This is a genomic window from Symbiobacterium terraclitae (assembly GCF_017874315.1).
Taxonomy (GTDB): Bacteria; Bacillota; Sulfobacillia; order Symbiobacteriales; family Symbiobacteriaceae; genus Symbiobacterium; species Symbiobacterium terraclitae.
The window spans coordinates 1-21,832 of record NZ_JAGGLG010000014.1; the positions used below are offsets into that span (position 1 = coordinate 1).

A 21,832-nucleotide genomic window follows, 5' to 3' on the forward strand; every position below is an offset into this window, starting at 1 on the left:
GCCCCTGGCGACGGAAGCGGGAACATCCTCCAGCGCGCCAGGGTCAGTGAGGCTGGGGCCTCTGGCGTGTCCCTGGAGAGTGAGGCGGGGGCTTCTGGCCTGCCCCTGGCGACGGAAGCGGGAACATCCTCCAGCGCGCCAGGGTCAGTGAGGCTGGGGCCTCTGGCGTGTCCCTGGAGAGTGAGGCGGGGGCTTCGGGCTTGCCCCTGTCGACGGAGGCCTGAGCATCCTCCAGCGCCCCCAGGTAAGTAGGGCTGGGGCCTCTGGCGCGCCCCTGGAGAGTGAGGCGGGGCGTCCTCCCGCGCGTACCGGCGAGCGAGGCTGCGGCAGTTCTTTGGCGCGCCCTGCCCAGGGAGCCCGAGTCAACTGTGGGCGGGTCCTGGGCAGTCGGGCAGCGCCCGGATCAACTGTTCGCCTCGCTGCTCAAGATCAGGGTGCCAACCCGGTGCATCAACAGTCAGCACGAACAGACCCAATGCACCGGGCACGTCCCCCCAGATCCCCCTGTCGTGAACCTTTTCCCCAAGTCGGGCGTTCATGAGATTCGACAGGCCAAACAAGGAGGAACGCCGAATGCTGGTTACGACCACACCGACCGTTCAGGGGCGGGAGATCACCGAGTACCTCGGCATCGTGAGCGGAGAGACGATCATGGGGGCCAACTTCGTCCGGGACATCGCGGCCTCGATCGCAGACTTCATCGGAGGGCGGGCGGGTGCCTACGAGTCCAAGCTCCGTGAGGGGCGTGACGCCTGTCTGCACGAGATGATGAACGAGGCGCGGCGCCTCGGTGCGGACGCCGTTGTGGGAGTCGACATCGACTACGAGGTCCTGGGGCAGTCGATGCTGATGGTCACCGCCAGCGGCACGGCAGTGCGGCTGCGTTGACCTAGGACCGGTAGCGCCGGGTCGCCCGACGAGCCAGGGGGATCGTGACTCCGGCGTACCTCTGCAGAGCAGGGGTGCCGCGCAGGACGCGGGTCCTCCTCGGATCCGGGGGGCGCTTCTCGGGCCTGTGCGTGCGTCGAGTCTGTGCCCTGCGGGGATGCTATGGCGGGAGGAATCGAGCTATGGAGAAGGTCAACGTCTCAGCGCTGTCTGTGGTCTCCGAGACGAGGTTCACCAAGCGGATCGGTCTCAGCAATCCGCAGGTGCTGGTGTTCGTCCTCACCTTTGCGCCGGGCCAGGAGCTGCCGAAGCACAAGCATCCCGGGTCCACGCTGGTGGTGCATGTCACCGGCGGGTCCGGGGTGGTCGTGGTTGACGGGCGCGAGACGCCGGTCTCGACCGGCGACGTGCTCCTGGTGGAAGGGGAGGAGGAGTTCGCCGTCCGCAACACCGGTAACGAGGCCCTGGTGCTGCTGGCCAGCCTGAGCCCGAATCCGTCGGACCCCCGTTACGCACAGCCCATCGGGTAGGCGCAGACGGAGCGGCCATTCCCGCAAGATCGCACCGGCGACACCAGCCAGATCGCACAAGCAGACCCGGCCCACGACAGGGCCGGGTCTGCGCGTCTCATTCGGCCGGTGACGTGCCCGTAACCCAGCGCTCGCGGCGTCCGGCCAGCCGGAGCGCCAGGGCAAGGCCCAGGAGCCCCGCGGTCAGGGCCTGGAGGTGCAGCGCATGCGGGTCGCTGTCTGGCAGCGGGCGGTAGTGGGGGAACAGGTGGCCCCAACGGTGGAAGGTCCCGGGTCTCGTGAGGTCGACGTACCACCAGAGGGTGCTGGCCGCCACGCCGCCCACCTGGTGGCGGGCTACGGCGCTGCCGGCCAGTGCGGCTCCGCCCAGGGCGGCGGCGGGATAGGCCGTGATGGCGACCGCCGTGCGCAGGTCCACCGGGGTGTACAACTCGTGGGCCACGAGGAGCAGCAGCGCACTGGCAGCGATCCAGGCGGTCAGGGGAGCGGCGGCCAGCCGCAGAAGGTAGAGCGGTGCGGGGAAGCGCCAGGTCAGGTGCACCTCGCTGGCGCCGACCTCGTGGTCCAGCACGGGGACCCGGGCCAGCAGCAGGGCCAGGGCGAGGGGCAGGCAGACCTCCAGCAGGAAGGTCAGGTCGTCCTGGCTGCGCGCGGCCCCCAGGGGGCGGAAGCCGTCGTCGAGGAGATAGAGCAGTACGAGTCCCAGCCCCGCCGCCAGTGGCAGCCAGCCCCAGTTGGCCTGCGCTTTCCAGGCGTACAGCAGGAGCTTCATGTCGCTGGTGCCTCCTCTGGTGCGCCGCCTGGTGCCCCCTTGGGTGCGCCGTCCGACGTCTTCTCGTTGGGAAGCGCACCCGCGAGTGCCCGGTTGACGGCGTCCTCGAAATCCTCCGGAGTCGGGCCGGCCGGCAGCAGGGCGTGCATCTCCCGGAGCACCTGCAGGGCGGCGCCGCGGCCCGCCACCTCCTCGACCTGCACCAGGCGGTGGAAGGCCTCCTCGCCGTACCCAGGCCTTGTGCCCGTCCGCACGTACTCCATGTAGGCGCCGAAGCCCCGGTAGAGCCGCCCCTGCTCCGCAGTGAAGCCACCATTCGGCCACCAGAACCCCAGGACAACGCGGGAGCCGGGATCGGTGAAGTACGCCGGCCGGAAGCGGGCGAGCTCCAGCCCGTGCAGGAGCAGAGCGCCGGGCGTGGCGCCGCTTCCCGCCGTGGGGTCCCAGGGGTTGCCGTGGTAGAGGGCGTCGTGCACCTCGATCAGCCGCACCGGCCCCTGGGCGGTGCGGGGGACCATCGCCTCGTAGGCGGCGATCACGGATGCGATCTCTGCCGCCGCCCGCTCGGCCTGGACCCGGTTATCGGGCGAAGCGCTGACCAGCAGCCCGTGCAGCTCCTGCTCAGCCCAGGGGGTGCCCACCAGGTAGAGGCCGGTGGTTACCGCCGTGTTGCCGTCGCCGTTGTGCCGGATGTGCAGGTCGGATCCGCGCACTTCGACCGTGAAGCGGGCTGCGGGGTGGCCCACGGGCAGGTCGTCGGGCCGCTGCGGGCAGTAATCGGGAAGGAGCTCGGCGCACTCGCCCAGGAGGCGCGTGAGCTTCTGGGTGCCGGGTAGCGGATACCAACCGTAGTGGGCCGGGAGCAGGATCGACTCCTCTGCGATGTGGGCCGCTGCCTTGGGGCCGTCCCGCAGCCGCCACTGCCAGACCGTGCCTTCCCAGGCGGCGGAGATCCGCTTGGTCTCGCCGGGGGCGATCGGCACGGGGAGGGTCAGGTGATCGCCCTTTCGCTGAGGGGAGACTGGCTTACCCTCGACGGTCACGCCGGCGATGGCGAAGTCCCGCCGCAGGGTCAGGGGAATGGCAGTCAGGGGCTCACCGCTGACGTTGGTGACCGCGAAGCTGCCCTGCACCCGCACCCGGCGCGGCCAGGGGTCGAAAGAGACCGTCAGGTAGTAATCGTCGGTCACCACCGGGAACGTGGGCATCTCCTCCACAGGGCGCCGGGCCGCCTTCCGTTCCAGATCTTCCTGGACGAGCTGCGCCAGTTCGTGCTCCACCCCGGCGTAGCGGGCCCGCCAGTCGAGCACGTACTCCCGGGCCGAGGCGATGGCCAGCGCGATCGCCAACAAGAGCGCGGCAGCGTACCGGACGGCCGGGCGCCGGCGGTGGTGGGCGGCAAGCCACAGCAGGAGCGCCAGCGCACCCAGGGCGATCCCTGCGGTGAAGAGACGATTGAAGAAGACCAGGTCGAGGTTGTAGAAGAACCCGGTGGCGCCCTGCGGGGTGACCCGTCCGCTGGCGAAGAACTCGCCCAGCGGAGCGGGAACCCACGCGGTGGAGCGGGAGAGCAGGAGGGCTGAGAGCGGCCCCGCGAAGAACGCCAGCAGGGTGAGGAAGTAGGTGGACACCGCCGAGCGGGCCAGGGCGCCGATCAGCAGGGGGAGCGCCGTCACGTAGGCCAGCGTCACCGGAACCACCACGGCCCAGTTGAGGGCCAGGGCGGGCAGGTTCAGCGGCTGTCCGCCCAGGAGCACCGCCGCACCCGCCGCAGCCCAGGCGGCCAGGGAGACCACGAGCCAGATCAGGTAGTGGGTCAGGAAGCGGCCCACGATCCAGGGGGCCACCTCGTAGGGGAGGGCCCCGATCAGCTCCTCCACGTGCTCGCTGCGCTCCCGCCGGGCTGACGCGGCGGTGAAGAGCATCATCATCAGGTACACGATGGGGGCGCCCATCTCGTTGAACTGGTAGAAGATGCGGCCCGTCGCCCCTCCCCGGCTCATGGCCACGGCCATGGCCACCGCGGCGGCGAGGGTGATCCAGGGACCCGCCTCCCGGAGGGCGAGGCGCCACTGGGAGAGCAGAACCGCCCGCATCATGCCGGGATCCCCTCCATCAGGGCCAGGTAGCCGTCCTCCAGCGTCGGGGCAAGGGGCGTGCCCTGCCCCAGCGGGTTCTCCGGGCTCAGTACCCGCAGCTCCACGGCGTCGCCTGTCCGGCGCACGCCCACGACCCGAAGGACGCCGCGCAGGCGCTCGAATTCCCTCGCCGATACCGTCAGCTGCCAGACCAGGCCCCGGGCCCGCCCTACCAGGTCGCCCGGGGAGCCGGCGAAGCGCAGCCTGCCCCGGTCGATGACGGCCAGGGCGGAGCAGGCAGACTCCACGTCCGCCACGATGTGGGTGGAGAGCAGGATGATCCGGTCGCCGGCCAGCTCGGTGAGCAGGTTCCGGAAGCGGATCCGCTCCTCGGGGTCCAGACCGGCAGTAGGCTCGTCCACGACCAGAACCCGGGGGTCGCCCAGGAGGGCCTGCGCGATGCCCAGGCGGCGCTTCATGCCGCCGGAGAAGCCGCCGACGGGGCGGTCGGCGTCACGTTCCAAGTTCACCCTGGACAGCAGCTCATCCACCTGGCGCCGGCGCTCGGCGGGGCGGATCCCCTTCATCCCGGCGGCGAAGTCCAGGTACTCCCGCGCCGTCAGCCGGCGGTAGAAGCCGAACTCCTGCGGCAGGTACCCGATGATCTGCCGGACGCGGTGCGGCTCCTGCAGCCGGTCGATGCCGGCGATGGTAATGCGGCCGGAGGTCGGCTCCAGCAGGGTGACGAGGATGCGCATCAGCGTGGTTTTGCCGGCGCCGTTGGGCCCCAGCAGGCCGAACATCCCGCGCGGGATGGTGAGGGTCAGGTTATCCAGGGCCCGAACGCCGCCCCGGTAGGTCTTGGTGACCCCCTCGAGCCTAATCTCCAACCCGGTTCACTCCCTCCGCCGTGATCGTGAAGCGACCGTCGGCGCCGCCGGCCAGCGCCTCGGGCAGGTCCGTCGCCACCAGGACCACCCGGTCTGCGGAGAGCTCCGCCAGGAGCAGGCGCAAGCGGACCAGCTCCTCCGGGTCCAGCCCCTCGGTGGGCTCGTCCAGCAGGAGCAGGTCTGGGTCGTTCAGCAGCGCCGCGGCCAGCGCCAGGCGGCGGCGCTGGCCCGTCGAGTAGGCGGGGATCGCGCCGTCGGGCAGGTGGACCCGGGCCATGACCGCGGCCGCGCGCGCCTCCCGACATTCCGGCCGGACTCCCTTCAGCGCAGCCAGGTAGGTGAGGTAGCGGCGGCCGGTGGTCTCGGGAAGGTCCAGCAGCGCCTGCGGGGCGTACCCCAGGTGCCAGCGGTAGGCGGTGGGGTCCGCCCAGGCGTCCGCCTCGTCCCGGCCGCCCGGGAGGCGCAGGCGGATCCGGCCCGAGCGGGGACGCAGGATGCCCGCGGCGCACCGGAGGAGCGTCGACTTGCCGCTGCCGTTGGGCCCCGTGAGCAGCCAGAGCCCCGGGCCGACCGAGAGGTTCACGCCGGCCAGCACCGGCTGCCCACTGTAGCCAACCGTGACATCTTCGAGGATGAGCCGCATCATGGTTCCCTCCCCGCCGCCTCACGAGCGTTAGATCCGATCATGGTTGCGTCCGTGCCGTCCAGAGAGCGGCAGAACCGATCACGGTTGCCTCCCTGCCGCCCAACGGCCGATCCGCTCAGGGCGCAGTCCCGCCGAAAGGAGCAGGATCCCCGAGGCGAGGAGGGCCAGCTGGGCCAGGATCCAGCCCGGTCCGTCAGGCAGCCCGAAGGGGCTGAGCCGGATGAGGTGCAGCGCGCCCAGCAGTCCCCACAGCCCGGTGGCCAGGCCGGCGGCCACCGTGGTGCCGACGAAGAGCGTGAGGGTGAGCATCAGCCCGGCGAACAGGATGAGGGCGGCGGTCCAGCTGAGGTACAGGCGGAACCACGCGTGGAGTGGACCGGGAGCCAGGACGGGAATCGCCCCGAGCAGCAGGTCGTAGACCAGCGGGACCAGCATGCGCCCCAGCGCCACCTGTGCCGGCGTGACCGGGCAGGAGAGCTCCAGCTCCAGGGCGGCTCCCCGGAGGCTGCGGAACGCGTAGAGCACGCCGCCGATCACGAGGGGCGGTGCGAGTACCGCCGGCGAGAGGCCGGCCGTGGTCAGCGAGGGCCCGGCCACCAGGCCCACGAGGACGAACCCTAGCGAGGCGAGCCACCACGAGGGGCGGAAGTGGTGCAGCTGCGCCCAGAGGAGGAGGGCGACCGGCTCCCGGCTGAGCCCGACCTCCCGGAAGCGCCGGGGAGCGGGCTGGGGGAGGAGGGGGCGCAGCCGGTCGATGAGTGCGGCCGTGTCGGTGGCGGTGGGCAATGGCACCAGGTGGGCGTCCAGGCGTGCGAAGACCGCTGCGGCCTCTTCGGGGCTGAGCGCTGCTTCGGCCGAGCCGGCTGGCCCGGGAGCGGCGACTTCAACGATCAACTCGTCCCAGCGGCGCTTCACCGCACCTCACTCCTTCCTGCCTGCGCGTGGGATGGGTCCAGCAGATCCCGGAGCTTGCGGACGGCCCGGGAGAGGCGGGACCGGACGGTCCCCGCGGGCACCCCCACCACCTCGGCGGCCTCCGCCGAAGTGAGGCCGTGGAAGAACCGGAGCAGGAGCACGGCCCGCTCGCCCTCGTCCAGCGAGCGCAGGGCCTGGCTGAGCGCAGCCTGCTCGGCGATCTGCTCCGAGATGTCCACCACCGGCGATGGGCGGACCCGCTCGGGCTCGTCGGTGGGGAGGGACCGCCGGTCGGCGGCCTTGACGTGGTCGCGGTAGAGGTTGTGGGCGATGGTGTAGAGCCAGGGCCGGAAGGGGCGGGGGAAGCGGTAGGTGTGAATATGCGTGAGCAGGCGGGTGAAGGTCTCCTGCGTGAGGTCCTCGGCCGTCTGACGGTGCGCGGTGAGGCGGAAGAGATAGGCGAAGACCGGCCGGTGGTAGCGGTGTACCAGCGCCTCCAGGGCGGCCTCGTTCCCCTCCTGGACCTGCCGGCACAGCTCCTCGTCGCGGATCACGCCGAAACACCTCCCCACCCGGAAGTCATCAGTAGTACGACGCAGCCCTGAGGACTGTTCACGGGCCTGCGCAGATCATCCTCACTGACCTAATTGTTGATATATTACCAAGTTCGGTCGGACGTCGACAGCACCGGACCAGACTGGAACGCGGGGCAGGGTTTGACAGCGAAGTTGTTGAAGGTTGGAAGGTCACACCCCGGGTGAATGTCCGGGGTGTCGCCGCAGACTATCCGCAAAGGGTGGCATCAGAAGCGTGAAGAGACACCGCTTTGCTCGCAGCCTGGCGGGAGCCGTTCTCTGCTCCCTGCTCGCCTTCAAGCTGGATCCTGGCGTGGTCAGCGCGTCGCCGGCACCGTCGCAACCGGCCGCATCGCCGAGTACCACAGCGCCGACCGCCCCGCCGGCACCGACACCGCCGGACGGCGCCCCGAAAGCCCCGGTGATTCCGTCGGCGGCCGAGGTGAAGGGCGTCTACCTCACCGCGTGGAACGCCGCCAACCCGGCCTTCCTGGAGGGGATCCTGGGCCTCATCGACCGAACGGAGCTGAACGCGCTGGTGGTGGACGTCAAGGACGATTCCGGCCGCGTCACCATCGCAACCGATGAGGCCACAGCGGTGGCGGCGGGCGCGGTTGTGCCCTTCCTGCCCGATCCGCGGGCGTTCACCGACGGCCTCCACGCGCGGGGCATCTACGCGATCGCCCGCATCGTGGTGTTCAAGGACCCCATCGTCGCGCCCGCACATCCGGACTGGGCCGTGCACCACGCCTCGGGCGGCATCTGGCGCGACTGGAACGGCGTCGCCTGGCTCAACCCTTACAGCCGGGAGGCGTGGGACTACGTGATCCGGGTCGCCCGCGCCGCAGCCGAGGCCGGATTCGACGAGATCCAGTTCGACTACGTGCGCTTCCCCACCGACGGCGACCTCTCCGCGACGCGCTACCCCGGTGCGGACGGCCGTCCCTATGAGCAGGTGGTGGCCGACTTCCTGGCCCACGCCCGGGCGGAGCTGGCGCCGCTGGGGGTCCTGGTGAGTGCCGACGTCTTCGGCCTCGTCACCAGCGCCCGGGACGACATGGGCATCGGCCAGCGGCTGGAGGAGAGCGCCGGCGCCGTGGACTACCTGTCGCCCATGCTCTACCCGAGCCACTATGAGCGGGGCAACCTCGGCCTGCCCAATCCCAATGCCATGCCGTACGAGACCGTCTTCCGCTCGCTGGAAGACGCCCGGGAGCGCATCGCCGCAGCAGGCCTGAGCGAGCGGACGGCCGTCCGCCCCTGGCTGCAGGACTTCTCCCTGGGCCACACGTACGGCCCTGCGGAGGTGCGGGCGCAGATTCAGGCGACGTATGACGCGGGGTACTCCAGCTGGCTGCTCTGGAACGCCGCCAACGTCTACACCGAGGCTGCGCTGGTTGCAGGCGACACCGCCTCGCCGTGCTGCCTGCCGGCCGCCGAGGTGGGCGCCGGTGTGACGGTGCACCTGGATGGCCGTCAGCTGACCTTCGACGACGTGGAGCCGTTCATCGCCCGCAGCACCGGGCAGGTGCTCGTTCCGGTGCGGGCGCTGGCCACTGCGCTGGGCGGGACCGTGGAGTGGGAGGCGGCGTCGCGCACCGCCCGCATCACGCTCGGCAAGCGGACGATCGCCGTGACGGTGGGATCGGCGGGGGCGCTGGTGGACGGTCGGCCGGTGGACCTCACGCAGCCGGCGGTGCTCTGGCAGGGTCGGACCCTGGTGCCGCTGCGGTTCGTGGTCGAGGGGCTCGGTGCCCGGGTGGACTGGGACGGCGCCGCACACCGGGTGCTGATGACGTCGCGGTGACCGCGGCCCAGGAGTTGGTGTTGAGACTCCGGGTGAAAGTGCGTCAGGATAGTTGTGTTCTGTCGCCAAACAGAGTACCCTATAAGTGGTTGGTCCGGTTGGTGAGGCGCGCGTCCGAGGCATGTTCCGGGGATCGTGTTCCCTCTCCACAGCAGGCACCAACACCCTGAAGTGAGGGAGGGAGAAGGAATGATCAAGACTCTTTACTTTGGGAACCTCCCCTGGGCGGTCACCCCGGAGGACCTGACGAACGCCGTGTCCCAGTACGCGGAGGTTCGGGCCGCCCGGGTGGCGACCGACCGGGAGACCGGCCGCAGCCGCGGCTTCGGTTTCGTGGAGGTCCCCGAGGAGCAGGCTCAGGCCGTCATCGACGCCCTGAACGGGGCTGAGTGGGCCGGCCGCACGCTCACGGTGAACGAGGCTCAGCCTCGTCCCGGCCGTCGGTAGACCTTAACAGCGACCGCCCGGCGCTTCCGTGCGCCGGGCGGTTGAGTTTGCTACCGGGGGTGCGTACGGGCAGCGCGGGGTCTGGTGGGGGCGTGCGGGCCGGCATTGGGTCTGTTCCGGGGGACCCGTAACCTGAGCCCCTCTGCCCGACACGTCGCCTTACTTGCCGTGGAGCAGACCGGTTACGAGCTCCACCTGCATGGATCCGTCCCGCTGCGACTGGGTGACGAAGTAGACCTCCACCCCTTCGGCCGGCAGGGGCTCGTCCAGTGCGATCCGCACCTCAAAGGGGCTGTACGCCGGGGCGCCCTCGGCCACCGTGACCGGCTGGCTGGCCTTCACCTGGCCGTCGACCCGCACCTGGATGTCAAACACGCCCTCCCAGACCCGGGCCTTGCCCGAGACCAGCACGTTGCGCTCGTCGAGTTGCCGGGTCAGGACCTCGCTGAAGTTCGCCGACCAGACCGGGCCGACCCAGGGCTCGGGCACCGACAGCTGTGCCACCGGTTGCCGCTGCGGTCCGGCGGTGGCGATGACCACGTCCGCGGCAGTGCCCGCGGGCGGCGCCGGCAGGCTTGCGGTGAAACGGCGGTCCCTCACCTCGGCCTCCACCTCGGCGAGGACCTCGTCGCCAGCGCGCAGTTCCACGTGCACGTCCGGCACCGAGGCGAGACCAGAGACCACAAGGAAGGCATCCAGCCCGGCCTCCCAGCGCAGCGTGACACCTGTAACGGGGGGAGCCGGTTCAGCCGGGTTGGCGTCCACGCCCCCGCCCTGTCCGCCGCCAGACGTCGGGGGCTCGTTCAGCACCGGCTCAGGGACCGGCGGCACCTGCACGTCGCCCGGTGCGGTTCCGGTGGCAGGGGACTGGACCGGGGTGTCGGGATCCTGCGCGCCGCCGCCCTGGGGGACCTGCCGGTTCACGCCGCCGGAGGCCGGCGACGCGGTGGACGCGTCTCCCTCCTGACGCGAAGCGGGGTCCGCCGCCGTGCAGGCGGAGAGGGTCAGCACAAGGGCCATCAGGGCCGTCGCCAGGGCTCGCCGGGAAGTGCTCATCGCCGTCACCTCTGAATCATGCTGTCGTACCTGACAGACGAGGGCTGCGCGCTGCACGTTTCAGCGGCGGACGGCGGGGGTGCCGTACCGCTGGACCGCTGCCGGTCTGCTCTGAGGCTCCCGGCATGCCTCCCGGTCACGGGCGGGTGTCACTCTCGCATGATAACGTACACGTGCCGCAGGAGGAACGAAACTTCCTGCGTATTTTTATTAAAAGAGTACCGCATTACGGCCTGGAGGGCCGAGAGGGGGAGTCTGCGTGCACGGCATACAGAATCCGCGTTGCTTCCTCGTCTATGCGCTGGCGCCGGACGGCTGCGCGCCGGCGGAGGCGAACCGGCTGCTCAACGCCTACGTGGCCGATGAAAGCCGGGGCCTGGCAGTGTTCCACGACCACTTCATCGGCCAGCCGGGCGGGGTGGCGGTGTTCTACGCCGAGACGGAGGAACAGCGAGCGGCCCTGGGCGATCCCGGGCCGCTCGAGGGCTGGCGTGTGGAGGTGAGGCCGCTCATCTTCTCCCGCAGTCCGGCGGGGTTCGACGAGCAGACGTCCTTCACGCTGCGGGCGTATCGCAAGGCCGACTGGGAGCGGCTCCGCCAGGAGCAGCGTCCCCGCTACGGCGACCCCCTGAAGGAGGCCGAGACGGCCCGGGAGGATCGGTCAGAGGCCGACTAGGCCAGCGCACCGGCCAGCGCCGCCCCCGTCGGCACGATCAGGGGCCGCTGCGTCAGCGGGTCGGCGATCACCGTGCTCTCCACGCCGAAGACCTCGCGCACCAGGGCGTCCGAGAGCACCTCGGAGGGGGAACCCGCAGCCACGGCCCGGCCGTCCTTCATGGCCACCAGGTAGTCGGCGTAGCGGCTGGCCTGGGCGAGGTCGTGCAGCACCATGACCACCGTCTTTCCCTCCGTCCGGTTCAGCTCGCGCACCAGGTCGAGCACCTCCACCTGGTGGGCGACGTCCAGGAAGGTCGTCGGTTCATCGAGCAGGAGCACAGGGGTCTGCTGCGCCAGGGCCATCGCCAGCCAGGCGCGCTGCCGCTGCCCGCCGGAGAGGCTCGCCACGGGACGGTGCCGCAGCGCCGTGACCCCGGCGGCCGCCATGGCCCGCTCCACGGCTTCCTCGTCCGCGCGGCTCCACTGCCGGTACCAGGTCTGGTGGGGGTAGCGGCCCATCGCCACCAGCTCCTCCACCGACACCTGCGGCGGCGCCACCGCCCCCTGGGTGAGGATGGCCAGGCGCCGGGCGAAGGCCCGCTGGCTCCCGGCGGTGATGGGCGTCTCGTCCAGCATGGCCGTTCCGCCGGCGAGGGGGAGGAGGCGGGCCAGGGTTCGCAGGAGCGTGGACTTGCCGCAGCCGTTGGGTCCGATGATGGCGCTCACCCGGCCCGCAGGGAACGTCACGGTGAGGTCGGCCACCACCAGGTGGCCCTCGTAGCCTGCCTGAAGGCGCTCCGCCCGGAGTGACGCACCGCCCCGGGAGTCAGCGCTCACCCGCCCACCCCCGGGTGCCGGCATGGCCCGCTCCCGCAGGGCGCACGCCCCGGCCTCCGGGAAGAAGCACCGGCCGTGCGGAACGCAGAGGCGGGCGCCGGTGTGCGGATGGCAGACCACGCTGCAGCAGACGCCGAAGAGCTGCTCCAGCAGGGTGGGCTGCAGCACCGCGGCGGGCGGGCCCTCGGCGACGATCCGGCCGTCCCGCAGGGCCACCAGGTGGTCGCTCACCCGGGCGGCCTCGTTCACGTCGTGCAGCACCATCACCACGGTCCGCCCCTCGGACCGGCTCAGCCGGTCCACCAGGGCGAAGACCTCCTGCTGCTGGGCGATGTCCAGGTAGGTGGTGGGCTCATCCAGCAGCAGGATCGGGGTCTCCTGGGCCAGGGCCATGGCGATCCAGGCTCGCTGCCGCTGCCCGCCAGAGAGCTGGTCGACGGGCCGGTGGCGCAGGTCCGTCAGGGAGACCAGGGCCAGGGCGCGGTCCACGGCGGCCCGGTCGGCCTCGGTGGCGGGCTGCAGCAGTGCCTGGTGCGGGTAGCGGCCCCGCTGGACCAGCTCCTCCACGGTCACCGCCTCGGGCAGGGCCGACTCCTGGCTCAGGAGCCCCAACTGCCTGGCCACCTGCTTCGTGGGCAGGCGGTGGATGGCCTGCCCGTCCAGCAGGACCGTGCCGCCCCGGGGGCGCAGGAGGCGCGCCAGGGCACGCAGCAGCGTGGACTTGCCGCAGCCGTTGGGCCCGATGATGGAGGTCACGGCGCCGTCCGGGATGCGCAGGCTCAGGTTCGCAATCACGGGGTCGGGTCCGTACGCGAGGGTCACCTGTTCGGCCACGAGTCGGCTCATGCCTGCTCACCTACATCTGTGCGTTGGTGCGGTACAGGAGGAACAGGAAGTAGGGGGCGCCCAGGGCGGCGGTGATCACGCCCACCGGCAGGCTCACGGGCAGCGCGTGCTGCCCCAGCAGGTCCGCCCCCAGCAGCAGCAGGCCGCCCAGTGCGCCGGTGAACAGGAAGAGGCCGCCGCCGACGGGTCCGGCCAGCATCCGGGCCAGGTGGGGCACCATGAAGGCGACGAAGCCCACCGGCCCCGCGACCGAGACCGCCACCGCGCTCAGGGCGCAGCCCACCGCCATCAGGGCGAGGCGGGTCCGCTCCAGGGGCAGCCCCAGGCTGCGGGCGGTCTGGTCGCCGTACTGCAGCGCCCGCAGGGGCCACATCAGGACCAGTCCCGCCGGCACCAGGAGGGCCAGCGCTGCCGCCAGGGTGGCTACGTCCCCCCAGTCGCTGCCGGCGAGGCTGCCGGTCATCCAGCGGTAGGCGGTGGCCGCCTCGTAGACGTTGGCCCTCACGATGAGCGCCGTGGTGCCGGCGGTCAGCAGGGCGTGGGCGCCGATGCCCACCAGGATCAGGCGCGCCCCCGAGATGTGGCCGCGCCACGTGAGCAGGTAGACGGCGGCAGCCGCGCCCAGGGCGCCGGCGAAGGCGACGACAGGCAGCAGGACCGGCGGCCGGTGGGAGATGATCCACCAGACGGCGGCCACCGAGGCGCCCGCGTTGATACCGATCACGTCCGGCGAGACCAGCGGGTTGCGGAGGAGCCCCTGGAAGATCGCACCGGACATGGCCAGGGCGGGCCCCACCAGCATGGCGGCCAGCACCCGCGGGAGCCGGAGGCCCATCACGATGAAGGCGGCGTCCGCCGGGGCGGAGCCCAGGAGCGCCCGCACCACGTCGGCCAGCGGGAGGCGGAAGCTGCCCAGGGTAAGGCCCCAGGCGCCCAGGGCGAGGAGCGCGGCCGTTGCGAAGGCCACCCGGGCGGCCATGCGCAGGTCGATGCGAAAGGCGACAGGGCCGACTTGCACCAGACGCAGGCGGCGGCTCATGGCTTGCGGTTCGTCCGGACGGGCGCCGGTTGCTGTCGGGCGTACACTCATCGCTCAGCCACCCTCCGGCGCCGGGCCATGGAGATGAGGAAGGGGGCGCCCACCAGGGCGGTCACAACGCCCACCTGCAGCTCCGACGGGCGGGCCAGGACCCGGCCCAGGATGTCGGCGCCCAGGAGCAGCGCCGGGCCCAGGAGCAGGCTGAAGGGCAGGATCCAGCGGTAGTCGGATCCGACCCAGGCCCGGACGATGTGGGGTACCGCCAGCCCCACGAAGCCGACGGGGCCCGCCAGAGCCACGGCCGATCCCGCCAGCAGCACCACGAGGCCCGCCACGGCAGCCCGCATGCGGCCCGTGTGCATGCCGAGGGAGCGGGCGGCGTCCTCGCCCAGGCTGAGCGTGTTGAGCTGCCGCCCCAGGAGGAGGGCGCCCAGGAGGCCCGCCGCCAGGAACGGGACGACGGGCGGGAGCAGGTTCAGGCTGCGGCCAGCCAGCGACCCGGCCAGCCAGAAGCGGACCACCTCCAGCGTCTCCTTGTTCAGGAGCAGCAGGGCGGTCGTCCACGACCCCAGCAGCGCGCTGATGATGACGCCCGCCAGCGCCAGCTTCACCGGCGAGGCGCCGCCCCCGGCCGATGCGATGCCATAGACGAGCACTGATGCGCCGAGGGCGCCGGCGAAAGCGAACCAGATGTACTGCAGCGGATGGGTCATGTGGCCGAGGTAGACGGCCGCGACGATCGCGAAGGAGGCGCCGGCGTTCACCCCCAGCAGCGATGGCTCGGCCAGGGGGTTCCGGGTGGCGGCCTGCATCGCCGAGCCGGCGACGGCCAGGGCGGCCCCCACGCCCAGCCCGATGACCGTGCGGGGCAGGCGCATCGTGCGGACCACCGTCTGGGTGTAGGAGTCGGGGTCGTAGTCGGTGAGCGCCGCCAGGGCGTCGGCGGTGGTGACCGGGATCGACCCTACCCGCAGGCTCAGCAGCGCCACGACGACGAGGGCGCCGGCCAGCAGCAGGAGGGCTGCCGGCCGGCTGACCCTTGCCGGGCTACCGGACCACATCGGGATCGGCCGCCTTCACGGCCGCCGTGATGTCCTCCAGGATCGTCGCCAGCCCGTCCCAGCTGTACGGGGGAACGGCGACCCAGGGGTAGACCTGCCCGGCCTTCACCGCCGGGATATGGTTCCAGGTGGGCACCTGGGCGGCCAGCTCGGGCGGCTGGACCACGCCGGTCCGGCTGTCGTAGAAGAGGACGTCGGCCTGATACCGGAGGGCCTGCTCCCAGCTCAGGGCCTCCCAGTACATCTCGGGATTATCGGGGACGACGATGTTCATGCCCAGCTCCTGCAGGTATGCGAGGTCGGCGTAGTAGGGCGGGTTGCTCACCCAGAGCGTCTCCAGCGACCCGGCGCCGAACATGACCGTGAGGTCGGGCTTCTCGGCGAGGGCGGCCTGCAGCGCCGCGCTGGCCTCGTCGAAGTGCCTGCGGGCGTCGGCCACCTCGGGGGCGTTCAGGTCGGCGCCCAGGGCGGCGGCCAGGTCCTCGAACCGCTGCACGGCCTCCTTGATGGGCCGCTGGCCGACGGTGATACCCACAGTCGGGGCGATGACCTCCACCTGCGGCTGCACGTCGGGCAGGATGTACCAGAGTTCGGGCGGCACGTACATGATGCTCACGATGAGGTCAGGCTTCAGCGCCGCGAGCTTCTCCAGATCCAGCTCGCCCCACTCCTCGCCCACCGAGGTCACCCGGCTCAGGTCGACGTCCCCGATCGTGGGGTCGTTGCTGCCGTCGGGCAGGCGCTGGGGGCCGAAGACGCCGACCACCTCGAAGCCCAGGGCCCACAGGGAGGCGGCCGCCGTGGACTGCGCGACGACGCGGGCCGGCCGCTTGGGGAGGGTCACCGTGACGCCCCGGTCGTCGGTGAAGGTCCAGGGCTCGCTTTCGGCGTTGCCCACAGGGTTGTCGCCGGCTGCCGGGTCGGACGAGCCCGAACCGGCAGAGCTGTTGCCTGCGGGAGAGCTGTTGCCAGGGGCGGGGCCGGAGGTGTTGCCGGGAGCGGCGGTACAGCCAGTCAGGACCACAACGGCCAGCAGGGCGGCCAACAGGGTGCGGACGCGCATCGGGGAAGCCTCCTTGGGGTGAGATGCGTCAGTGGTGGTGATGGTGGTGGTGTGACCCGGCGTTCTGGCGGGACTGGATCAGCCGGGCCACCCGCTTCTCGTCGGATTCGAGGTAGCAGTTGGTGCAGTACCGGTCTTCCTGGTCCTGAAAGCGGGGCAGTGTGTACCTGAGGCAGCAGTGCGCCTGCACGACGATCTCCTCGGTCTTGCCGTCCACGGTGTACTGGAGCCTCCGGGGCATGCGGCGGACCGGGAAGGAGCGGCCTTCGACCGCCTGCGCCCACAGTGCCCATGCGGCGTCGAGTCCCAGCCCGGTGCGTCCGGCGGCGAGGAACCCTGTGGCGAGGAAGTCCAGCAGGATGCCCCAGCCGGCGGCACGGGTGATGAGGCCCCTGGACACCAGGGCTTCCATCAGCGGCTCGGCCAGGCCGGATACCTCAGCGAAGAGGGCGTCGGCCAGGGTGGAGCGGGCTGGTATCGTCTCCAGGCCGGGGGTGCCTGCGGCAGGATCCTCGGGGGCGACCAGCGCCCGTGGCTCAAGGAGTCGCATGGCGGGGCGGCGGCCGGTACGGTCGCCATTGCGCAGGGCGATGTTGCCGCGCAGCCGGACCACGCGCCCGTCGGCGGCGTAGATGTAGCCTGCGAGCACCAGGGGAAGGAAGTGGACGATCCGGAACAGGCGGGTGCCGATGAACGGCGGCGGGCCCCCGAAGTCGCCGGAGATCTGCTCCAGCAGCCGGTCTCTGAACGACGGCTCGTCCAGGGCCTCGTAGCGGTACCAGCCGTCGCTCTGACCGGGGTCACCCCAGCTGACCTCCGCCCACTTGTTGAGGGCGGCGACCTGCTGGATGGACGGGATCAGGGGCGAGTCCGTCCAGATGCTGCAGTGGGCGGGACCGGGTTCATCCTGCATGCACGGATCCCCCCAGGTTCGCCGGCTCCTGGCCGGTATATGTGATAATGATTATCAGTACCATTGGCAGTCTAGCGGCTGCAGTGGCTGCGCGTCAATAGGCTATCTCAGCTACCTGTGCCTGTTCGGGATCGGGCCATCGCCCGATCCGACCCGGGGGGACAAAAGTCGCCCGCCTGGCGCCGGGTGGCCAGACGGGCTGTGTCTCTGAGGTGTGCGGTGGGCGGGAGCCACGGGGCCAGGGCTCCGTGGGGGCGGGCCTGCGGGCGGGCATAGGTTCTGTTCGTGCTGACTGTTGATGGGGCCCCTCGGGGGGCATAGGTTCTGTTCGTGCTGACTGTTGATGGGGCCCCTCGGGGAGCGTAGGTTCTGTTCGTGTTCGCTGTTGACGGGGTTCGGGTCGGACATCGGATCTGTTCTGGCTCAGTGTTGACCGTGGAAGTGGAGGGGCGTAAGGGTTGATTGCCCCGGCGATCTCGGGCTGGGAGGTCGTGCGGGTGTCGGCGTGCACAGGGCCTGCTCGGGCTAACTACAGTGCGCCTCTGTAGGGTTGACCACTGCGTGCCGTTCCCGGGTTGACCGGTGGAGGGGACCGGTCGGGCCAAGGTTCTGCCTGTGCTGCTCAGTGGGCGATCAACAGTGAAGTAGAACAGAATGGAGGACTGGGGCGGATCTCGGGGGGGGGAGGGGGGCAGTGCCCGACCTCCGACCGTGCGGCCGCCGTCCCACTCGTAAGGGTGACGCTCACCGTGCGATCAACAGTCAAGCAGAACAGAACGGATGTCTGGCGGCGGCCCCCCGGGCAGCGGCCGACCTCCGTCCGTGCGGCCGCCGTCCCACTCGTACGGGTGACCGTCAGCAAGCGATCAACAGTGAACTAGAACAGAACGAATGTCTGGCGGCGCCCCCCCGGGGCAGCGGCCGACCACCGACCGTGCGGGCGCCGTCCCACTCGTACGGGTGACCGTCAGCAGGCGATCAACAGTCAAGTAGAACAGAACGAATGTCTGGCGGCCGCCCCCCGGGCAGCGGCCGACCTCCGTCCGTGCGGTTGCCATCCCACTCGTACGGGTGACCGTCAGCAGGCGATCAACAGTCAAGTAGAACAGAACGAATGTCTGGCGGCGCCCCCCCGGGGCAGCGGCCGACCACCGACCATGCGGCCGCCGTCCCACTCGTACGGGGGACCGTCAGCAGGCGATCAACAGTCAAGCAGAACAGAACGAATGTCTGGCGGCGGCCCCCCGGGGGCAGTTGCCGGCCGAAGGGCTCCGGACCCCGGCCGTCGTCCTACCTCATGTGGAGGGATGGAGATGCTGACCTTTCTCCTGTGGATTCTGCTGCTGGTGATTGCCCCGCCCCTGGCCCTCCTGGCGCTCGTGCTCTACCCGCTGGTCTGGCTGCTGCTGTTGCCGTTCCGCATCGTGGGCATCGCCGTGGACGGCGTTCTGAAGCTGATCTGGGCCGTGGTGACGTTGCCCGCGCGAGTGTTGGGCTGGCGGGGGTGACGTCCACGGACGCGGCGGCTCCTCGGCCCGTGCGGAAGCCGCATAAACGAAAGAGCGCCCCGCCGCCCGGTCGGGGCAGGACGCCGCGTGCCGCCCAGCAGGAACGGAGGGGATCCCGTGCCGTATGCCGCCCGCAGGAAGCGGAGGGGGTCCCGTGCCGTTTGCCGACCCCCAGGAAGCGGAGGGAGCCCGCACCGTTTGCCGCCCCCAGGAAGCGGAGGGGATCCCGCACCGTTTGCCGACCCCCAGTAAGCGGAGGGAGTTCAGCACCGTTTGCCGACCCCCAGTAAGCGGAGGGAGTTCAGCACCGTTTACCGACCTCCAGGAAGCGGAACACGTCACGTACCACCTACCTACCTGCAGGAAGCAGAGGGCGTCACGCACCGCGTGCCGACCCGCAAGTGGATGGCGTGACGTGCCACTTGGCGCGCTGATCCCGCAAGGGGGAGTTTACGCACAGCAGGTGTTCTGTTGAATAGGGCAAAATAGATACGGAAGTCAACATTGGGAGGAGTGAAGGGCTTTGGCCGTGCCGGCCTACGAGGTCAGGAACCTGGTGAAACGATACGCCCCTGACCTGCCACCTGCCAACGACGGGCTTTCGTTAGACATTTACCAAGGCGAGATCTTCGGCCTCCTTGGCCCCAACGGCGCTGGCAAGACGACCCTCGTCCGTCAGCTGACCGGCCTGACCCGGCCCACCTCGGGCACCATCCGCCTGTTCGGCCACGACGTCGTGGCCGATCCGTCGCTGATTCACCACTGGGTCGCCCTCCAGCCGCAGGGGCTGGCCCTTCCCAGCCAGGAGATGCCCCGCGAGCTGCTCGTGTTGACGGGGCAGCTGCGGGGCATGACTGTTGCTGCCGCCCGGAAGCAGGCGGACGAGCTGATCGAGGCCTTCAATCTCGGTGGTAAGCTGAAGGTGCCGTTTCACCGCCTGTCCGGCGGGCAGAGGCGGCTGATCTCCATCGCCCTGGCCCTGATGGGGGACCGGCCGGTGCTGGTCTTCGACGAGCCCACCAATGACCTGGACCCGGAGGTGCGGCGGGTCGTCTGGCAGCGCATCCAGGAGGGGGCGCGCGGGGGACGGACCGTGATCCTGGTCACCCACAACGTGGTCGAGGCGGAGACCGTCCTGGACCGGGTGGCCATCGTGCGGCGGGGGCAGATCCTCGCCCTGGGCACCCCCGGCGAACTCAAGGGACGGGTGGCCGGGAACGTCCGGCTGGAGCTCCTCTTCCGGCCGGGCGGCGACGAGCAGGCGGCCGGGTGGCTGCTGGAGCGGTCGGCCATCCCGATGGGGGCCCGGCGCTACGCCGTCATCGTCCCGCGGCCGCAGGCGGCGGAGGCCATATCCGACGTCCTGCCCCGGCTGGAGTTGCTGGACGACTTCCGGATCGTCACGCCCAACCTCGAGGACGTCTACCTGGAGCTGAGCGGGGGTGAGTCTATTGGCAGCTGACGCCGTCACGAGGGAGGAAACCCGGGCCAAGCCGCGGTACGCGCTGTCCTGGGCGCAGCAGTTCCGGCTCCTGTTCCGCCTCCAGTTCTCCGACTACCGGGCGAGCCTGCCGTTCTTCATCCTGTTCAGCATCCTGATGCCCGTGGGCTTCCTGTACGTGTTCGGCAGCAACGCGGCCAGGCCGGGCGCGGACGCCAGCTGGTTCCTCGCCGGCAACGTGGTGGTGTCGGTCTGCTTCGGCGCCAGCTCCTTCGCGATCGCCAGGGTGGCCTGGCTCCGCATCCGGCATGAGATGGACTTCTACGGCACGCTGCCGGTGAAGCGCACCGCCTTTCTGGCCACGCTCTTCTGCCTGGGTCAGATGTCGGCGCTGCCGGGCATGGTGAGCAGCCTGCTCGTGGGCAGCTGGATGCTGGGGATTCCGCTGCAGAATACCCTGGCGGCGGTGCCGCTGACGCTCCTCGCCGCGGCCAGCCTGACGCTGGTGGGCGCGGGCATCGGCGGCCTGTGCCGGACCCAGGCCGAGGTGAACCTGTACAGCAACCTGGTCGTCATCGTGGTGACCTTCCTGTCGCCGGTGCTGGTGCCGGTGGACCGGATGCCCGCGCTGTTGCGGGTGACGTCCTACCTGCTCCCGCCCGGGCAGGCAGCCATGGCGATCACCGACTCGCTGCATGGCGACTACGGCCCGCGGTTCTGGACCTTCTTCGCACTGCTCTGTCTCTGGCTGCTGGCCGCCGGCATCCTGGTGGTCAAGAAGCTGGACTGGCGGGCTGACTGAGGGTGTGGGGGCTTTCGGCGCCCGAGCATCTGGACCGGCAGGCTGAGTGAGGGTGTGAGGGCTTCCGGCTCGAGAGCGCCTGGTCTGGCGAGCTGACCGAGGGTGTGGAGGCTTCCGGCGCCCGAGCATCTGGACCGGCAGGCTGAGTGAGGGTGTGAGGGCTTCCGGCTCGAGAGCGCCTGGTCTGGCGGGCTGACCGAGGGTGTGGAGGCTTCCGGCGCCCGAGCATCTGGACCGGCAGGCTGAGTGAGGGTGTGAGGGCTTTCGGCTCGAGAGCGCCTGGTCCGGCGAGCTGACCGAGGGTGTGGGGGCTTCCGGCGCCCGAGCATCTGGACCGGCAGGCTGAGTGAGGGTGTGAGGGCTTCCGGCTCGAGAGCGCCTGGTCCGGCGGCTGACCGAGGGTGTGGAGGCTTCCGGCGCCCGAGCGCTCGGACCTGCGGGCTGATGGCGGGGTGAGCCAGCGGCGCGGAGGTAACCCGGCGGTGCGCGCTCACGGAGTCCTGCGGAAGAGGCCCGGGTACTCAATGACCAGACCGTCGGCATCCACGGTGAGCACGGCGGCGAAGCCGGTCTCCAGCGCCTCGTAGCGGTAGCGACCGTCGCCCAGGTTCGTGTACCGCTGCCGCACGGGCCGGACGTTCAGCCCGGGCGACTGGATATAGACCACGCGGATCTCAGCGGACTCGCCCGCGGCCAGCTGCAGCCGGCGGATGGGCAGCGTGTTGGTGAAGGGCGTGACGGAGATGTCCACGTCGGTGCAGCCTGCCAGCGCGGGCAAGGTGACGCCGTCCCCGTCCCGCCAGGTGCCGTCTGGCTCCCGAAGCAGGTCGACCCGTCCGTCCCGGTCCTGGACGGCCACCCGCCTGACCTGCCAGGCGGGGTCCAGCTCCAGGTGATAGGAGACGCGCGCCGACTCGCCGGCGCGTCCGCCCTCCACCACGGAGTCCGCGCTGATGACCCCGTCCTCGGTGTGGAGGACGAGTTCCTCCGTCCCCGGTGATACCAGCGCTGCCCATCGCAGCAAACGCTTCATCACGATCCCCCCTGTTGCCGATCTGAAT

21 protein-coding genes are annotated in these 21,832 nt (G+C 70.7%); 8 read left to right on the forward strand and 13 right to left on the reverse strand.

Features of this window, described 5'->3' with window-relative positions; genetic code table 11:
- Positions 1 to 573: 573 nt before the first annotated feature.
- Complete coding sequence (locus J2Z79_RS09475; protein ID WP_209466632.1) at positions 574 to 888, forward strand: YbjQ family protein; 315 nt, start codon at positions 574 to 576, stop codon at positions 886 to 888.
- A 182-nt stretch (positions 889 to 1,070) separates the two neighbouring features.
- Positions 1,071 to 1,418, forward strand: coding sequence for a cupin domain-containing protein (locus J2Z79_RS09480; protein ID WP_209466633.1), 348 nt, complete (start codon positions 1,071 to 1,073; stop codon positions 1,416 to 1,418).
- 97 nt (positions 1,419 to 1,515) lie between these two features.
- Here J2Z79_RS09480 and J2Z79_RS09485 read toward each other — a convergent pair whose 3' ends face one another.
- The 6 genes from J2Z79_RS09485 to J2Z79_RS09510 all read right to left on the reverse strand — a co-directional run bounded on the left by J2Z79_RS09485 (position 1,516) and on the right by J2Z79_RS09510 (position 7,273).
- Positions 1,516 to 2,190, reverse strand: a complete 675-nt coding sequence (locus J2Z79_RS09485; protein ID WP_209466634.1) for a hypothetical protein — start codon at positions 2,188 to 2,190, stop codon at positions 1,516 to 1,518.
- Positions 2,187 to 4,289, reverse strand: coding sequence for a hypothetical protein (locus J2Z79_RS09490; protein WP_209466635.1), 2,103 nt, complete (start codon positions 4,287 to 4,289; stop codon positions 2,187 to 2,189). Before J2Z79_RS09490 ends, J2Z79_RS09485 begins: the two co-directional genes overlap by 4 nt.
- Complete coding sequence (locus J2Z79_RS09495; RefSeq protein ID WP_209466636.1) at positions 4,286 to 5,158, reverse strand: ABC transporter ATP-binding protein; 873 nt, start codon at positions 5,156 to 5,158, stop codon at positions 4,286 to 4,288. The genes J2Z79_RS09490 and J2Z79_RS09495 overlap by 4 nt, the downstream gene beginning before the upstream one ends.
- Positions 5,148 to 5,801, reverse strand: a complete 654-nt coding sequence (locus J2Z79_RS09500; RefSeq protein WP_209466637.1) for an ATP-binding cassette domain-containing protein — start codon at positions 5,799 to 5,801, stop codon at positions 5,148 to 5,150. The genes J2Z79_RS09495 and J2Z79_RS09500 overlap by 11 nt, the downstream gene beginning before the upstream one ends.
- An 81-nt stretch (positions 5,802 to 5,882) precedes the next feature.
- Positions 5,883 to 6,719 (reverse strand): hypothetical protein, encoded by an 837-nt coding sequence (locus J2Z79_RS09505; protein ID WP_209466638.1) that lies wholly within the window; start codon positions 6,717 to 6,719, stop codon positions 5,883 to 5,885.
- Positions 6,716 to 7,273, reverse strand: a complete 558-nt coding sequence (locus J2Z79_RS09510; RefSeq protein WP_209466639.1) for an RNA polymerase sigma factor — start codon at positions 7,271 to 7,273, stop codon at positions 6,716 to 6,718. Before J2Z79_RS09510 ends, J2Z79_RS09505 begins: the two co-directional genes overlap by 4 nt.
- A 256-nt stretch (positions 7,274 to 7,529) precedes the next feature.
- Between J2Z79_RS09510 and J2Z79_RS09515 the strand changes: the two genes are divergently transcribed.
- Positions 7,530 to 9,101, forward strand: a complete 1,572-nt coding sequence (locus J2Z79_RS09515; protein ID WP_209466640.1) for a putative glycoside hydrolase — start codon at positions 7,530 to 7,532, stop codon at positions 9,099 to 9,101.
- Positions 9,102 to 9,290: 189 nt separating this feature from the next.
- On the forward strand, positions 9,291 to 9,548 hold the full coding sequence (locus J2Z79_RS09520; protein WP_209466641.1) for an RNA recognition motif domain-containing protein: 258 nt from the start codon (positions 9,291 to 9,293) through the stop codon (positions 9,546 to 9,548).
- A 159-nt stretch (positions 9,549 to 9,707) separates the two neighbouring features.
- Here the strand turns inward: J2Z79_RS09520 and J2Z79_RS09525 are convergent, their stop codons facing one another.
- Positions 9,708 to 10,604, reverse strand: a complete 897-nt coding sequence (locus tag J2Z79_RS09525) for a Gmad2 immunoglobulin-like domain-containing protein (RefSeq protein ID WP_209466642.1) — start codon at positions 10,602 to 10,604, stop codon at positions 9,708 to 9,710.
- 259 nt (positions 10,605 to 10,863) lie between these two features.
- Between J2Z79_RS09525 and J2Z79_RS09530 the strand changes: the two genes are divergently transcribed.
- On the forward strand, positions 10,864 to 11,280 hold the full coding sequence (locus tag J2Z79_RS09530) for a hypothetical protein (protein ID WP_209466643.1): 417 nt from the start codon (positions 10,864 to 10,866) through the stop codon (positions 11,278 to 11,280).
- On the opposite strand, the gene J2Z79_RS09535 is transcribed toward J2Z79_RS09530, so the two are convergent.
- Genes J2Z79_RS09535 through J2Z79_RS09555 form a run of 5 tightly spaced genes read right to left on the reverse strand, consistent with a single transcriptional unit; the run spans position 11,277 to position 17,020 of the window.
- Positions 11,277 to 12,944, reverse strand: a complete 1,668-nt coding sequence (locus tag J2Z79_RS09535) for an ABC transporter ATP-binding protein (RefSeq protein ID WP_209466644.1) — start codon at positions 12,942 to 12,944, stop codon at positions 11,277 to 11,279. The two genes, J2Z79_RS09530 and J2Z79_RS09535, sit on opposite strands and share 4 nt — an antisense overlap.
- A 10-nt stretch (positions 12,945 to 12,954) precedes the next feature.
- Positions 12,955 to 14,034 carry a FecCD family ABC transporter permease gene (locus tag J2Z79_RS09540; protein ID WP_245302537.1) on the reverse strand — a complete coding sequence of 360 codons (1,080 nt, stop codon included), beginning with the start codon at positions 14,032 to 14,034 and terminating at the stop codon, positions 12,955 to 12,957.
- Positions 14,031 to 15,044, reverse strand: a complete 1,014-nt coding sequence (locus J2Z79_RS09545; RefSeq protein ID WP_209466645.1) for a FecCD family ABC transporter permease — start codon at positions 15,042 to 15,044, stop codon at positions 14,031 to 14,033. The genes J2Z79_RS09540 and J2Z79_RS09545 overlap by 4 nt, the downstream gene beginning before the upstream one ends.
- Positions 15,031 to 16,107: an ABC transporter substrate-binding protein gene (locus tag J2Z79_RS09550; protein WP_209466646.1), complete on the reverse strand. Its 1,077-nt coding sequence runs from the start codon at positions 16,105 to 16,107 to the stop codon at positions 15,031 to 15,033. The genes J2Z79_RS09545 and J2Z79_RS09550 overlap by 14 nt, the downstream gene beginning before the upstream one ends.
- Positions 16,108 to 16,135: 28 nt before the next feature.
- Positions 16,136 to 17,020 carry a hypothetical protein gene (locus tag J2Z79_RS09555; protein WP_209466647.1) on the reverse strand — a complete coding sequence of 295 codons (885 nt, stop codon included), beginning with the start codon at positions 17,018 to 17,020 and terminating at the stop codon, positions 16,136 to 16,138.
- Between the two features lie 1,313 nt (positions 17,021 to 18,333).
- Here J2Z79_RS09555 and J2Z79_RS09560 point away from each other — a divergent pair.
- The 3 genes from J2Z79_RS09560 to J2Z79_RS09570 all read left to right on the forward strand — a co-directional run bounded on the left by J2Z79_RS09560 (position 18,334) and on the right by J2Z79_RS09570 (position 20,771).
- Positions 18,334 to 18,528 carry a hypothetical protein gene (locus J2Z79_RS09560; RefSeq protein ID WP_209466648.1) on the forward strand — a complete coding sequence of 65 codons (195 nt, stop codon included), beginning with the start codon at positions 18,334 to 18,336 and terminating at the stop codon, positions 18,526 to 18,528.
- A gap of 529 nt (positions 18,529 to 19,057) precedes the next feature.
- Positions 19,058 to 19,990, forward strand: coding sequence for an ABC transporter ATP-binding protein (locus tag J2Z79_RS09565; protein WP_342589461.1), 933 nt, complete (start codon positions 19,058 to 19,060; stop codon positions 19,988 to 19,990).
- Complete coding sequence (locus tag J2Z79_RS09570) at positions 19,980 to 20,771, forward strand: ABC transporter permease (protein WP_209466650.1); 792 nt, start codon at positions 19,980 to 19,982, stop codon at positions 20,769 to 20,771. Before J2Z79_RS09565 ends, J2Z79_RS09570 begins: the two co-directional genes overlap by 11 nt.
- A 490-nt stretch (positions 20,772 to 21,261) precedes the next feature.
- Here J2Z79_RS09570 and J2Z79_RS09575 read toward each other — a convergent pair whose 3' ends face one another.
- Positions 21,262 to 21,804 (reverse strand): putative glycolipid-binding domain-containing protein, encoded by a 543-nt coding sequence (locus J2Z79_RS09575; protein WP_209466651.1) that lies wholly within the window; start codon positions 21,802 to 21,804, stop codon positions 21,262 to 21,264.
- Between the last annotated feature and the right edge of the window lie 28 nt (positions 21,805 to 21,832).